General features: G+C 39.4%; 12 protein-coding genes and 1 rRNA gene. 6 read left to right on the top strand and 7 right to left on the bottom strand.

The window, feature by feature from the left end:
• Positions 1-497: 497 nt before the first annotated feature.
• Entirely contained in the window at positions 498-1,538 is a 1,041-nt protein-coding gene (locus tag MHB53_RS14885; RefSeq protein WP_340919721.1) for a LacI family DNA-binding transcriptional regulator, read from the top strand.
• 106 nt (positions 1,539-1,644) lie between these two features.
• On the opposite strand, the gene MHB53_RS14880 is transcribed toward MHB53_RS14885, so the two are convergent.
• The 3 genes from MHB53_RS14880 to MHB53_RS14870 are packed head-to-tail and all read right to left on the bottom strand — an operon-like array spanning position 1,645 to position 3,396.
• Positions 1,645-2,373: a YfjL-like protein gene (locus tag MHB53_RS14880; protein WP_340919719.1), complete on the bottom strand. Its 729-nt coding sequence runs from the start codon at positions 2,371-2,373 to the stop codon at positions 1,645-1,647.
• Entirely contained in the window at positions 2,373-2,906 is a 534-nt protein-coding gene (locus MHB53_RS14875) for a zf-HC2 domain-containing protein (RefSeq protein ID WP_340919715.1), read from the bottom strand. Before MHB53_RS14875 ends, MHB53_RS14880 begins: the two co-directional genes overlap by 1 nt.
• A complete protein-coding gene (locus MHB53_RS14870; RefSeq protein WP_340919712.1) occupies positions 2,899-3,396 on the bottom strand; it encodes an RNA polymerase sigma factor in 498 nt (165 codons plus the stop codon). Before MHB53_RS14870 ends, MHB53_RS14875 begins: the two co-directional genes overlap by 8 nt.
• A 166-nt stretch (positions 3,397-3,562) precedes the next feature.
• On the opposite strand from MHB53_RS14870, the gene MHB53_RS14865 reads away from it, so the two are divergent.
• From MHB53_RS14865 to MHB53_RS14855, 3 genes are all read left to right on the top strand, one after another.
• Positions 3,563-4,144, top strand: a complete 582-nt coding sequence (locus MHB53_RS14865) for a biotin transporter BioY (RefSeq protein WP_445661527.1) — start codon at positions 3,563-3,565, stop codon at positions 4,142-4,144.
• Between the two features lie 24 nt (positions 4,145-4,168).
• Positions 4,169-5,161, top strand: a complete 993-nt coding sequence (bioB, locus tag MHB53_RS14860; protein WP_445661526.1) for a biotin synthase BioB — start codon at positions 4,169-4,171, stop codon at positions 5,159-5,161.
• Between the two features lie 250 nt (positions 5,162-5,411).
• Positions 5,412-5,612 (top strand): cold-shock protein, encoded by a 201-nt coding sequence (locus MHB53_RS14855; RefSeq protein WP_340919704.1) that lies wholly within the window; start codon positions 5,412-5,414, stop codon positions 5,610-5,612.
• A gap of 156 nt (positions 5,613-5,768) precedes the next feature.
• Here the strand turns inward: MHB53_RS14855 and gdhA are convergent, their stop codons facing one another.
• Entirely contained in the window at positions 5,769-7,151 is a 1,383-nt protein-coding gene (gdhA, locus tag MHB53_RS14850) for an NADP-specific glutamate dehydrogenase (RefSeq protein ID WP_340919702.1), read from the bottom strand.
• 168 nt (positions 7,152-7,319) lie between these two features.
• Between gdhA and MHB53_RS14845 the strand changes: the two genes are divergently transcribed.
• Positions 7,320-8,222, top strand: coding sequence for a LysR family transcriptional regulator (locus MHB53_RS14845; protein WP_340919700.1), 903 nt, complete (start codon positions 7,320-7,322; stop codon positions 8,220-8,222).
• A gap of 174 nt (positions 8,223-8,396) precedes the next feature.
• Here MHB53_RS14845 and MHB53_RS14840 read toward each other — a convergent pair whose 3' ends face one another.
• From MHB53_RS14840 to MHB53_RS14830, 3 genes are read right to left on the bottom strand one after another with little or no spacing between them, the layout of a single operon-like run.
• Positions 8,397-8,882 carry a hypothetical protein gene (locus MHB53_RS14840; RefSeq protein ID WP_340919698.1) on the bottom strand — a complete coding sequence of 162 codons (486 nt, stop codon included), beginning with the start codon at positions 8,880-8,882 and terminating at the stop codon, positions 8,397-8,399.
• Positions 8,882-9,670 (bottom strand): DUF3100 domain-containing protein, encoded by a 789-nt coding sequence (locus tag MHB53_RS14835; RefSeq protein ID WP_445661438.1) that lies wholly within the window; start codon positions 9,668-9,670, stop codon positions 8,882-8,884. Before MHB53_RS14835 ends, MHB53_RS14840 begins: the two co-directional genes overlap by 1 nt.
• 19 nt (positions 9,671-9,689) lie before the next feature.
• A complete protein-coding gene (locus tag MHB53_RS14830) occupies positions 9,690-10,946 on the bottom strand; it encodes a M20/M25/M40 family metallo-hydrolase (protein WP_340919694.1) in 1,257 nt (418 codons plus the stop codon).
• 903 nt (positions 10,947-11,849) lie between these two features.
• Between MHB53_RS14830 and MHB53_RS14825 the strand changes: the two genes are divergently transcribed.
• Positions 11,850-13,401: ribosomal RNA gene (locus tag MHB53_RS14825) — 16S ribosomal RNA — on the top strand.
• Positions 13,402-13,477 lie beyond the last annotated feature (76 nt).

Genomic DNA, 13,477 nt, shown 5'->3' with positions numbered 1-13,477 from the left:
GAAGCTGGGTCTCGAGGCTCAGGATCTCTATTCGAATAAGAACTCTGGAGCCACGACATAAGATACAATAGGTCTGTAATCCATAGCTTGTAAAAGAACAAGGTATGAACAGTCGCCCTACCATAAGCAAAAGAATATCTCCGTTGATTGGAGTGGAAGGGGGCGACTCCTGGGGGATCAGCGTGGCAGGTGAGACCCCGCAAGACGCTATTACGGAACGAAGCCTAAAGTCCCCACATCGTGTGGCAACGGCTTCATGACCAACATCCTGTTGGCCTGAGGCGGCTGCCCCCCTGAACGCGTCCGCCTGGAACGGAAATCAACGGTGGAAGGCGTACACCTTTTATGTAGGTTATTTATTCAATACAGAATGGGTAATTCTACTAATAAAAAGTGAACGTAGGAGGAGACACGAAAAAATGGCACAAGAAAATCTTGTACCATCCGGCTTGGTGAATGCCGAGAGTCTGTATAAATAGTAGGAGGGGGGAGTGGTGATGAATGTAACGATTAAAGATGTCGCGAGAAAAGCGGGAGTAGCGCCTTCAACTGTTTCTCGAGTAATCGCTAATAGCCCAAAAATATCACAGAATACAAAAGAAAAGGTTCGGAAAGTGATGGATGAATTAGGTTACCATCCAAACTTACTTGCAAGAAACCTTGTTAAACGCTCTACGAGAACAATCGGAATTGTTATGAAGGAGTCGTCAAGGCATTCTCTATATGATCCGTTTTTCCCTGAAGCGTTAAAGGGTATGGGGGATCTACTTCACGACCGTGAATACAGCATATTAATGACGACAGGTGAAACAAAAGAGGAGATTTTTCAAGATGTAGTGAAGATGGTCGCGGGGCAAAATGTTGATGGGATCATCATGCTATATTCCGAAGATGATGATCCAATACTGCAACGTCTTCTTCAAAGGCAATTCCCCTTTGTTATGATCGGCAAACCGACTACTCAAATTGATCAAGTGATGTTTGTCGATAATGATAATGTCAAAGCGGCGCGCGATATGACAGAACATTTAATTTCCCATGGTCACCGCCATATAGCTTATGTTGGTGGGGATCCAAAGTTTGAAGTACATAAAGACCGCGAACAGGGATATACGGAAGCGTTAACCCTTTCAGGCATCCATAAGAAGTCAATTTTTCGGATGGATATTGCGAAGCAAAGTGGGGAAAAAGTGGTAAATGATTTGTTAGCAATGGAAGATTGTCCGACAGCGATCCTGACTACAGATGAATTGATGGCAATGAGTATTTTATCAGCCCTTTATGAAAGAGGACTTCGCGTTCCGGATGATTTTTCATTGACAACATTTATGTATTCACTACTGTCCGAACTATCGAGTCCACCGCTAACAACAGTGGATATCCACCCATTTCAACTAGGTTTTGAAGCAGCAAAAACACTTATTGATTTAATAGAAAATCCCCATATGATGAAGCGTAACATACTTGTTCCGACACGGATCGTTAAACGTGTTTCATGTGGGATAGTGAAGGACGATAAGGAGTTGCTTAATCACTAGATATTCCTAGGAGTAAAAAGAGCATTGTAATATCTTTTTATCCAGAGAAAATTCACATCTCGCAAAAAGCTCAGAGATATTTCTCTTAGCTTTTTGCCAATTTTGCTTACTGTTTTTCTGTTTCGATATCACTTAATTCAATATTGGCACCTTTGTCAAACCCAATATGGTATTTGACATATCCGTTATAATTCTTACCAATGGTGGATTTATCGATTATATTACCATTGAAACTAACTCTACTATATTGGTAATTCTCAGAATCGAGCGTTTGTTGAATCGACTTTACAGCGGCTAGAACATCTTTTTTGTTCATATTTGTTACATCGATAGTAAGGTGAATATACATTGGTTTTTCTAATTGTAACCCTTTTGACCATATAGTATTGCCGGTGTATTTACCTTGTGAAATTTCAAGCTGTACATACATGTCGACAATTTGAATCCCATTATCATGGAACACAGATTTTAATTCGTCTACTGCCTCTCTCGATAATTTCTCCATAAGTGGCTCATCAAGATTAGCGTAATAGATGCCATCAAAAGTGATTGTTGGTTTAAAAAATCCAGTTACTTGAAATTCATATTTTTCTTGTTGCTCATCTCCTATTTGCACAACTTCAAAAGTATAACCACCAATTTTAAAATCATAAAACTGATTAAGCATGCGATATTCCTTATGAGGATATTGTCTAGTTAGATAGCCTTGTAATGAATTTTTTGCTGCTATTTTTGAAACAGGATTTCCGTTAAATGCCTGGTAAAAAAATAATATCGGTACAATTAAGATGATAAGTAAAATCGTATATAGCCATTTTTTCTTTTTCATGCTCATCAACCTCTCTCCTTAAGTTTTAAAATCAGTAAGCCGATGAAACATCCCATAAGTGCGAATATGAGATGTAAAATGGCAAGAAAAGCCGCGCTAGTGAGCCCTAGTAACAGCGAAATGTCTCCTGCTGTTGATTGGATGATTTCCCAAAAGAAAACAGGTAGGAATGCAATTGCAGTGACAATTAAAAAGTTTTTGTAAAATAAATAGGTGATTAATCCTAAGACAGTATACGATAAAATAAAGCCGAAGCTGTCATTTAAAAGTGATGTTTTAATGGCAAAGAAAAATGATATGCTAACAAAGATAATTTGGTAAATAGTTAATTTTAATTTGATTTTCCCCATCATTTTATCGTGGTTAACAGTAGAGGTGATCGTCTCCTTTTCAACTGGTTCTTTCGAATGTTGAGCAAGTTCATTGCATTTTGGACAGCTTTTTAAGTGTGACTCTAGCCATTCAGCTGTTTCCTCTTGGAGCAAGCCTTCATTGTGTAAAGGCAGCAAGTCTTCAGCGATAAAGCAGTCTTTATTCATCTTTCACCCTCATTTCCCTCTGAAGTTTCAATTTTGTGCGATGAAATGTTACCCTTGCGTAATTCTCGCTTTTATTCAGTAAATCACCAATTTCTTTAAATGATAATTCGCCATAAATACGTAAAGTCGCGATTTCCTTAGAGAGGTTATCTAGTTGGCTTATTTGTTTAGTAAGAGCCCGATTACCTTCTTTCATGATGTATAAATCTTCAGGAGTAATAGTGATATTATCTTTATTTTCGGCAAGTATATTTTCCAAATTGCGTATATATCTTTTGGAACGATAGAATTTCTTTAATAAGTTCTGTGCTATGGAAAAGATCCATGTTTGCATAGAGGATTTTTCTGAAAATGAATGAAATCCTTTTAGCGCTTCATAAAACACGTCATGTGTTAAATCTTCTGCGGCCTCAGAATCAAATGTTTTTACATAGAAAAATGCATAAATCTTTGGTTGAATTTCTTTATACAGCTCCTCAAGCTCGCTCATGATAACCTCCTTTCCGAACCGTGCATTCAATAGTTTAGTACCTTGAGAAATGTTTTCGTTACAAAAAAACTATATGTTAACCATTTTTATTTTATGGTTGACATATAATCAGCCTATCTATTATGATCTTAATATACTAAAAATTCGAGGTGGAACGATGAGTGAAATGGCAGTAAGAACAAAAAACAAGCTAGGAACACTAGAAATGGTGTATGTGAGTATGTTCGCAGCGTTAATGATGATAGGAGCGAATATTACCTCTTTTGTTCCATTTATGGTAGTTGGAGGAGTACCAATTACTTTACAGCCATTCTTTGCAGTATTGGCGGGAGCATTTTTAGGAAGTAGACTTGGAGCAATTTCAATGTCCGTGTATGCGTTTATTGGCCTTGTTGGAGCGCCGGTTTTTGCGAAATTCAGCGGTGGAATTGGATCGTTATTAAACCCAACTTTTGGATTTATAATTTCATTTATTATTACCGCTTATATAACTGGGAAGATCATTGAGAAAAATAATAAACTACATACTTACGTGATTGCAGCTCTAATAGGCACAATAGTGAGTTATTTGTTTGGAACGAACTGGATGTATGCAGCTTACAAGCTATGGTTTTCCGCACCAGAGGCTTTTTCATATAAAGTAGCATGGATATGGATGGCGGTCCCATTCCCTAAAGACGTGATTTTAGCCATTTTAGCAGGGGTATTTGCCCATCGTATGCGGAAAATTGTCAAAAGGTCTAGGTAAGGAGTGATCGAAGTGAATCGATATATGGATATAGCTAATCAGGTACTTGCCGGTGGAGAGATTACCGATGAACAGGCGCTTGCAATTCTCAAGTGCCCGGACGATGAAATTTTGCTGCTATTACATGCAGCATACAAAATTCGAAAACACTTTTATGGTAATAAAGTAAAGCTTAATATGATTATTAACACGAAATCAGGTCTTTGTCCTGAGAATTGTGGATATTGCGCACAGTCCATTATTTCAAAAGCACCGATTGAGAAATATGCAATGATGAAAAAGGATGAAATTGTTGCTGGTGCGAGTAAGGCAGCACGATTAAATGCAGGTACATACTGTATAGTAGCGAGCGGACGAGGTCCCGTAAATCGAGAAATGGACATCGTTGTGGATTCAGTAAAAGAAATTAAATTATTACATAAGGAAATGACTGTTTGCGCTTGTCTTGGTATTTTGAAGCCAGAACAAGCCTTACGATTGAAGAAGGCGGGTGTTGATCGTTATAATCACAACATCAACACCTCAAGCAAACATCATGAAAATATTACAACTTCACATACATACGACGAGCGTGTTTCAACAATTGGCCATGTCAAAGATTCCGGAATCTCTCCATGTTCAGGAGTTATTATTGGAATGAAGGAATCAATGGAAGATGTGATTGATATGGCGCGGAGTTTGAAGGTTTTGGATGCAGATTCGATTCCCGTAAACTTCTTGCATGCAGTAGATGGTACGCCGCTTGCAGGAACAAACGAACTGAATCCGCGCTATTGCTTAAAAGTTTTATGCTTATTTCGTTTGATCAACCCTACGAAGGAAATTCGAATTTCAGGAGGACGTGAAGTCAATTTGCGTAGTTTGCAACCATTTGGACTTTATCCGGCAAATTCAATATTTATTGGGGATTACTTAACGACGGAAGGACAGGAAAGTTTTTCCGACAAGCGGATGCTAGAGGATATGGGTTTTGAAGTCGATTTCGTGCAATTGAATAGGGAGGATCTGTTAGTTTAACGTAATAAGAAGGCGAGTATTGTGAGTCTTTGTTAATATATTCGTAGATAAAAACATGGTATATGGGTTATCTTTAAAAAGAATTTGCATTCTACTTCTGGTCATGGTATGCTCTATATACACTTAATAAGTACTAAATCTTATAATTCACATGTTTTCTCGGATTATATTTTGATGGTATAACCGAGAAAGCATGTGAATTTTTGTTTTACATCGCTATTAAGTAACAAATTTCTGGAGGTTTTTCATAATGAATCAAGGTACAGTAAAATGGTTTAACGCAGACAAAGGTTTCGGTTTCATCGAAGTTGAAGGCGGAGAAGACGTATTCGTACATTTCTCAGCAATCACTGGAGACGGCTTCAAATCACTTGAAGAAGGTCAAAAAGTAAGCTTTGAAATCACTCAAGGCAACCGCGGCGACCAAGCAGCTAACGTTGTTAAATTATAATTAACATTAAAAAGCGTAGATGAGATTTTCTCATCTACGCTTTTTTTGTCTAAAGAATACAAAGTGTCTATCGTTATTTCACTGGTGTTGATGTGATTACATACATAAAAAGACGATCCTTTCACGAAAGTGAAGGGATCGTCTTTTTTACATATCTTAAATAATACCGTGCATGAGCATCGCGTCAGCAACTTTTGTAAAGCCAGCGATATTTGCGCCAGTAACAAGATTGCCAGGTTGACCGTATTCTTCAGCTGCCTTCATGCTGTTATTATAAATATCTGACATGATCAGCTTCAGTTTGTCATCAACCTCTTCGAATGTCCAAGCAACGCGTGAGCTGTTTTGCGCCATTTCTAAAGCGGAAACGGCTACACCGCCAGCATTTGCTGCTTTTCCAGGTCCAAAAAGAACATCACTGTCATGAAAGACTTCAACAGCTTCAAGCGTAGATGGCATATTCGCTCCTTCGCCAATTGCTTTCACTTTGTTTGCTACGAGTATTCTAGCGGAGTGCTCATCAATCTCATTTTGTGTAGCGCATGGTAGAGCGATATCACAAGGGATGGTCCAGATGCCGTTACTACCTTCCACGTACTTCGCGTGAGGTCGTTCTTTTACATATTCACTGATTCTACATCTGTCTACTTCTTTCAGTCTTTTTATCGTATCAAGGTCAATGCCGTATTTATCGTATATATAGCCATTTGAGTCACTACAAGCAACAACGTTTGCGCCGAACTCCTGGGCTTTTTCAATAGCATAAGTGGATACATTACCTGAGCCGGAAACAACGACGGTACTTCCGGTGAAAGAAAGTCCTTGGTCTCTAAGCATTTCCTCGACAAAATAGACCGTGCCATAGCCTGTTGCTTCTGTTCGTGCAAGACTACCACCGTAGTTTACGCCTTTGCCAGTAAACACGCCAGGATCAAAATTCCCGCGTAATCTTTTGTATTGGCCAAACATATAACCAATTTCTCGTGCGCCAACTCCGATATCTCCAGCTGGTACATCGACATCTGAACCAATATACTTACTTAATTCCGTCATAAAGCTTTGAGTAAAACGCATCACTTCTGCATTCGATTTTCCTTTAGGGTCAAAGTCAGCTCCACCTTTACCGCCACCAATCGCTTGACCAGTTAATGCATTTTTAAATATTTGTTCAAAACCTAAGAATTTGATAATGCTAGCATTTACAGAAGGATGAAATCTTAATCCTCCCTTATAAGGTCCGATCGCGCTATTGAATTGCACGCGGAAACCACGGTTTACTTGCACTTTACCTTGATCATCCACCCATGGTACGCGAAATGAGATCAGTCGTTCAGGTTCAACCATTCTTTCCAAAATACCATTTTCTATATAATGAGGATTTCTTGCGAAAACAGGAATAAGTGAGTGGAAGATTTCTTTTACAGCTTGAAGAAATTCATACTCATTTGGATTTCGGTTAACTACCGTATCATATACATCGTCGATATAAGCACGGGCTGCTTGCATTTTTTCATTTTTCATATTTATCACCATCGCCATATTTTACACTCCTTTTCCGCTACTCTCCACAAGAGTGCATACATAAATTTCCAATCGCACATAAAAAACTTCTTGTAAATATTTTATCTTTTGCAATCAATCTAAGCAATATGAAATTGAGATAAGATTCATGCTATAATTAGATTGGTCCGGAAGAGGGTGAGATTTTTGGAACTAAGACAAATCCAATATTTTATAGAGGTAGCAAAACGCGAACATATGACAGGTGCAGCGGATGCTTTACATGTAGCGCAATCGGCTGTTAGCCGGCAAATCGTTAATTTGGAAGCCGAGCTTGGCGTCGATCTGTTTATCAGGGAAGGCAGAAATATTCGCTTAACTCCAATTGGCAAAATGTTTTTAGAAAAAATGCAACAGGCTATGGATGTAATAGAGCAAGCAAAAAGAGAAATAAACGAATGTTTAGATCCTGAAAAAGGCACTGTGAGGATCGGCTTCCCTAGTAGCTTAGCTGCGCATCTATTGCCAACTGTTATCTCTACTTTTCGAAAAAAACATCCAGACGTGAAATTTCAGCTACATCAAGATTCCTATTATCGTTTAATCGATTCTGTTATAAAAGGTGAAATTGATATGGCGCTAATGGGACCTCTTCCGATGCAGGAGCGTCGGGTGCAAAGTGAAATTCTATTTGTAGAAAAGCTTGTTGCGCTTTTGTATTCAAGTCACCCACTTGCAAGCAAACGCTCTATTGCATTAGATGATTTACGAAATGACCCATTTATCTTGTCGCCAAAAGGTTATATTCTACGTGATGTAGTAATCCAGGCTTGCCAGCAACATGGATTCGTTCCTGATGTATCATTTGAAGGAAAAGATATTGACGCAATTAAAGGTCTTGTCTCTGCAGGGCTCGGTGTAACAATGCTACCTGAAATCACGCTTATTGACAGTTTGCCGAGAGCAACAGTGAAAGCATCAATTTTGGAAACTAATGTCACTCGTACTGTTGGAGTGATCATTCCAAGAGACCGGGAACTTATGCCTACAGAATTATTGTTTTATGAATTTCTGAAGGATTTTTTCCAGACGTTAACGGAATATCAATAGTGATAAATTTACTTCATACATTTTATGTTAATTATATATAATTGGATAACAAGCGTTGTTGACCGATGAGGACAATAATGCTTGTTATTTGTCGTTTTAAGTTATCCAGTTAGAACATATTTATTCTTGTAAAGATACGAAGTAGATCTTAATCAACCTCGTTTTACATATGGGTTAACTTCCTGTAATATAAAGTCCGAATTGTGCGAGAACGGCACTTCCGAGATATGTGCCCATGAAAACGAACACTGCTACAATCGCAATTTTCCAGGATATTTTTCGAAGATCGACTAAACGATCTGCTACAGAAATTCCAGCATAGGTCAAAATTGGCGTCGTGATTGAAAGGAAATCTACCGCTCCGATCGCTTTGACAAATGATTCTGAAATCAAACAAAAAATAAGAGAAACAATTGATACCCATCCTAAGATTGGGAAACTTTGAAGGATCTTCACGGGTACTTTCTTTACTAAATCTGATATTAAGATGCCGATGAAGGAAAAGAGCCATAGTAATGCCATTCCATACATCGTCAACCAAGTAATCGGAGTAGAGTCAGGATTTTTAATTAATTTGATTTGCTGTGTGAATAAGATAAGCCCTAAGCTGAGTAATAATACGAGTGCATATTTAATATATTTATTTAATCCCTTGTCCATTATTTACCATCCCTAACCATTAAGTTATACATAAACTTCTGAAGTGGCACTGCTAAAAACACCATCGTGAATGTTCCTAAAAAACTTGTTAGTAGCTGACTGGCAGCTGCATAGGCAGTAATTGTACTTCCCATCTCTGGTAGTCGAGCGACTAAAGTGGCAGATGCGGCTGTCATCATGCTTGCAGATCCTACTCCGGATGCCATTGCTAATGCCTCGACTCTGAAGCCTAAGTCTAATAATAACGGTGCGAAAATACTGAAGAAAATAGCGCCGAAAAGTGTTCCGATAATATAAAGAGAGAGTACCCCTCTACCTTCACTGGAATCGAGTGTGTATTTTTCAGAAATATATGCAAGTTCACCTTCCCTGCCTATTCCGAGTGTCGCGCCAATTGCTTCACGTCTTAGGCCGATTAAAATAGCGATTGGAAGTCCAATTAAAACAGTACCTAAATTTCCGACCTCCTGTAAAAGGAACACCCAGCCGATTTTCAAGATTTCTTTAATATGAGGAGCCACATCAGCACCGTATCTTGCCATTAAAGGTAGCATAAGAAATAATAAATATTTATTTGCAAATCCAATATTCCCTTTACTAAAAACCTTTTTTAATATTCCTTTTCGAAAGACTTGGAAGCCTAGGAACATCGTAAGTAGAATAGCGAATACCAGCGGTAGTATACCAATATTCACTGAACCGATTGTAATCAGTTGAAAACCAATGAATTCAGCAGTAGTGATAATGATTAATGAGAAAACGAGTAAATATAAAAAGTTTGCTTTCATGTTCATGTCTCCTATTAAGTTATTCGATGATTGATTGGATCAACTTTTCATATTCTGAATATGATCTTCTATAAAGTTTAGACGGATCAATATTTCCGTTCAATTGCGCTAAAACAGAAGCTAAAAATCTAGGGAAAGTTTCATAAATATACTCAGGATCGATATCTTTAAAATCATCACCATGTATCGTTCCGGTAAAACCACTATAACCAATTTGAATGCAAGGAATCATAAATGAAAGGTCTCCGATGTCGCCAGCAGCGCTAATGGCATTTTCATTTAAAATATTTGTGATTTCTTCATTTTTATTAAATGCTTCTTTAACGAATTCTGATAAATAGCGATTTTGAACAAAGGGTAGGTACCCCATCTGTGTATGCAGTGAGACTTCTCCTTGGAGAGCCATGGCACTGCCTTTAGCTGCATCATCCATTTTTAAAGCAACTTCCTTCATATAAGTGACCGATTGTGTTCGTAAGTCGGATCCTACTGTAATTTGATTTGGAATCACATTTGTAGACATGTCCGAATCCATTACAATTGGATTTAATCTAACCATTTCATCGTCTTTTAACTGTTGACGGGAAAGGCCTAATGCGACATTGAATAAAGTGGACATGCTATATGCATTTTTTGAAGAGAAAGGATCAAATCCAGCATGTGTTGCTTTGCCTTGAAAAGTGTATTTTTTATACAAAAATCCAGCTAGATCGCAGTTGACTTCAATTGTTCGTTCAGGAAATTCTCCACCCATTGCATGGACACAAATGCCGATATCGATATCATCAAAAACGCCTAATTTCATGGCTTCTGGCTTTCCGCCATAATAGGATATTTTGTTCTCCTTCATTAACTGATCGCGATAAGTTAAATCTAAATATTCTTCCGCGGGAATAAAAATAAAAGTAATTTGAAAATCATACTTTTTGTATGCTTCGGATTCATAGAGGTATTTATACAAAGCTAGCGCAATGGCTACTTGTGTATAATGTCCGCAATTATGCGCAGCGCCAGTATCTTTATCAGAACACCAGTGGGAAGGAGCATAAACTGCATCAAGCTCTGCGATGAAGGCGATGTTAAATTTTTTGGATTTACCTAAGGAGGTTTTCAGGCCAGTCGTACTAAACTCTTCTAACTCTATTTCAGGGTTCACGCTTGTGAGAAAATCAGAAACAGTTCTTTTTGTTTTATCTTCTTTATAACCAAGCTCTGGATTATTGAAGATAGATGTACCAATATTTTTGATGGCTTCATATTGCTCTTTGAAAATCATAATGTCCTCCTTCTAATTGATTGAAAAATCGTACTTCCTTTTGTAGAGTACAATAATGAATTAATTATAGCAATGAATTATAGGGTTGAAAGAGAAAATAACTGGAATAACAACAAAAAATGCTTACAAAAAAACTTGTCTAAGTTTTTTGTGAAAAAGTGTCAGCTGAACAATATACATGCTCATAATTTATATATCAAATGAGACTACTTATAGAATAAACCACACATAAACATTGGAATGCACTAACATATACCTGTCTGTAATTAATGTAAACTCAACCTCGGCCGAGTATTAAACCAATGTGGTTTATAAAGATCGAGATATGATTATTTTTTCTGGATAGCACTGACCTTGGCGGCAAGTAGAATTATGTCAGAACTATTTTATCTTTAAATAATAAATTAACTCGCTGCTATCTTACATAAAAGATTTTTAGTGAATGTACCTTCGAACATCGTAATTAGAATCTAATCTAATATTGTAAATCCATAATGTTCTAGAATCTGAGGTTACTGGGTCTAGAATATATTTGGTTTTTCATCGCTGTGTATTTTCGCTCACTACGAATATTTGACGTGTTACTTCATATAATATGCAATTATTTTTAATAGCGTATAATCCTTAGTGACTTAATCGCAATTTTACGCAATAAATATATTAGCTTCTTTTTTTTACAATATGTGTTGACTTATGTAATTTAATAGAGTAATATTAATAACTGTCGCTGATGTAAGTTAATCAGTTGCTGCTGAGGAAAGATAATCAGCTGAAAAAAGTATTTGACATAGTAGAGACGAGATGGTAAGATAGTCTTCTGTCCTAAAAAGTTCTTTGAAAACTAAACAAAACAGAAACGTCAAAAAGTAATACATGTAAGACCAGCAAATGAGCTACAAACACTTTAACGAGAGTTTGATCCTGGCTCAGGACGAACGCTGGCGGCGTGCCTAATACATGCAAGTCGAGCGAATGGAAGGGAGCTTGCTCCCGGAAGTTAGCGGCGGACGGGTGAGTAACACGTGGGCAACCTGCCTGTAAGACTGGGATAACTTCGGGAAACCGGAGCTAATACCGGATAATTTCTTTCTTCTCATGGAGGAAGGTTGAAAGATGGCTTCGGCTATCACTTACAGATGGGCCCGCGGCGCATTAGCTAGTTGGTGAGATAACGGCTCACCAAGGCAACGATGCGTAGCCGACCTGAGAGGGTGATCGGCCACACTGGGACTGAGACACGGCCCAGACTCCTACGGGAGGCAGCAGTAGGGAATCTTCCGCAATGGACGAAAGTCTGACGGAGCAACGCCGCGTGAGTGATGAAGGTTTTCGGATCGTAAAACTCTGTTGTCAGGGAAGAACAAGTATCGGAGTAACTGCCGGTACCTTGACGGTACCTGACCAGAAAGCCACGGCTAACTACGTGCCAGCAGCCGCGGTAATACGTAGGTGGCAAGCGTTGTCCGGAATTATTGGGCGTAAAGCGCGCGCAGGCGGTCCTTTAAGTCTGATGTGAAAGCCCACGGCTCAACCGTGGAAGGTCATTGGAAACTGGGGGACTTGAGTGCAGAAGAGAAGAGCGGAATTCCACGTGTAGCGGTGAAATGCGTAGAGATGTGGAGGAACACCAGTGGCGAAGGCGGCTCTTTGGTCTGTAACTGACGCTGAGGCGCGAAAGCGTGGGGAGCAAACAGGATTAGATACCCTGGTAGTCCACGCCGTAAACGATGAGTGCTAAGTGTTAGAGGGTTTCCGCCCTTTAGTGCTGCAGTTAACGCATTAAGCACTCCGCCTGGGGAGTACGGCCGCAAGGCTGAAACTCAAAGGAATTGACGGGGGCCCGCACAAGCGGTGGAGCATGTGGTTTAATTCGAAGCAACGCGAAGAACCTTACCAGGTCTTGACATCCTCTGACCACCCTAGAGATAGGGATTTCCCCTTCGGGGGACAGAGTGACAGGTGGTGCATGGTTGTCGTCAGCTCGTGTCGTGAGATGTTGGGTTAAGTCCCGCAACGAGCGCAACCCTTAATCTTAGTTGCCAGCATTCAGTTGGGCACTCTAAGGTGACTGCCGGTGACAAACCGGAGGAAGGTGGGGATGACGTCAAATCATCATGCCCCTTATGACCTGGGCTACACACGTGCTACAATGGATGGTACAAAGGGTTGCAAGACCGCGAGGTTTAGCTAATCCCATAAAACCATTCTCAGTTCGGATTGCAGGCTGCAACTCGCCTGCATGAAGCCGGAATCGCTAGTAATCGTGGATCAGCATGCCACGGTGAATACGTTCCCGGGCCTTGTACACACCGCCCGTCACACCACGAGAGTTTGTAACACCCGAAGTCGGTGGGGTAACCCTTACGGGAGCCAGCCGCCGAAGGTGGGACAGATGATTGGGGTGAAGTCGTAACAAGGTAGCCGTATCGGAAGGTGCGGCTGGATCACCTCCTTTCTAAGGAAACTGTTGGCCGCGGTGCCAACATAAACAGACGTTTTTGTTTCGTTCAGTTTTGAGAGGTTAAACTCTC

The sequence above is a fragment of the Bacillus sp. FSL K6-3431 genome (assembly GCF_038002605.1).
In the GTDB taxonomy this organism is placed as follows: Bacteria; Bacillota; Bacilli; order Bacillales; family Bacillaceae_C; genus Lederbergia.
Note: the sequence above shows the minus strand (reverse complement) of the source record. Positions and strands in the feature narration are given on the sequence as shown.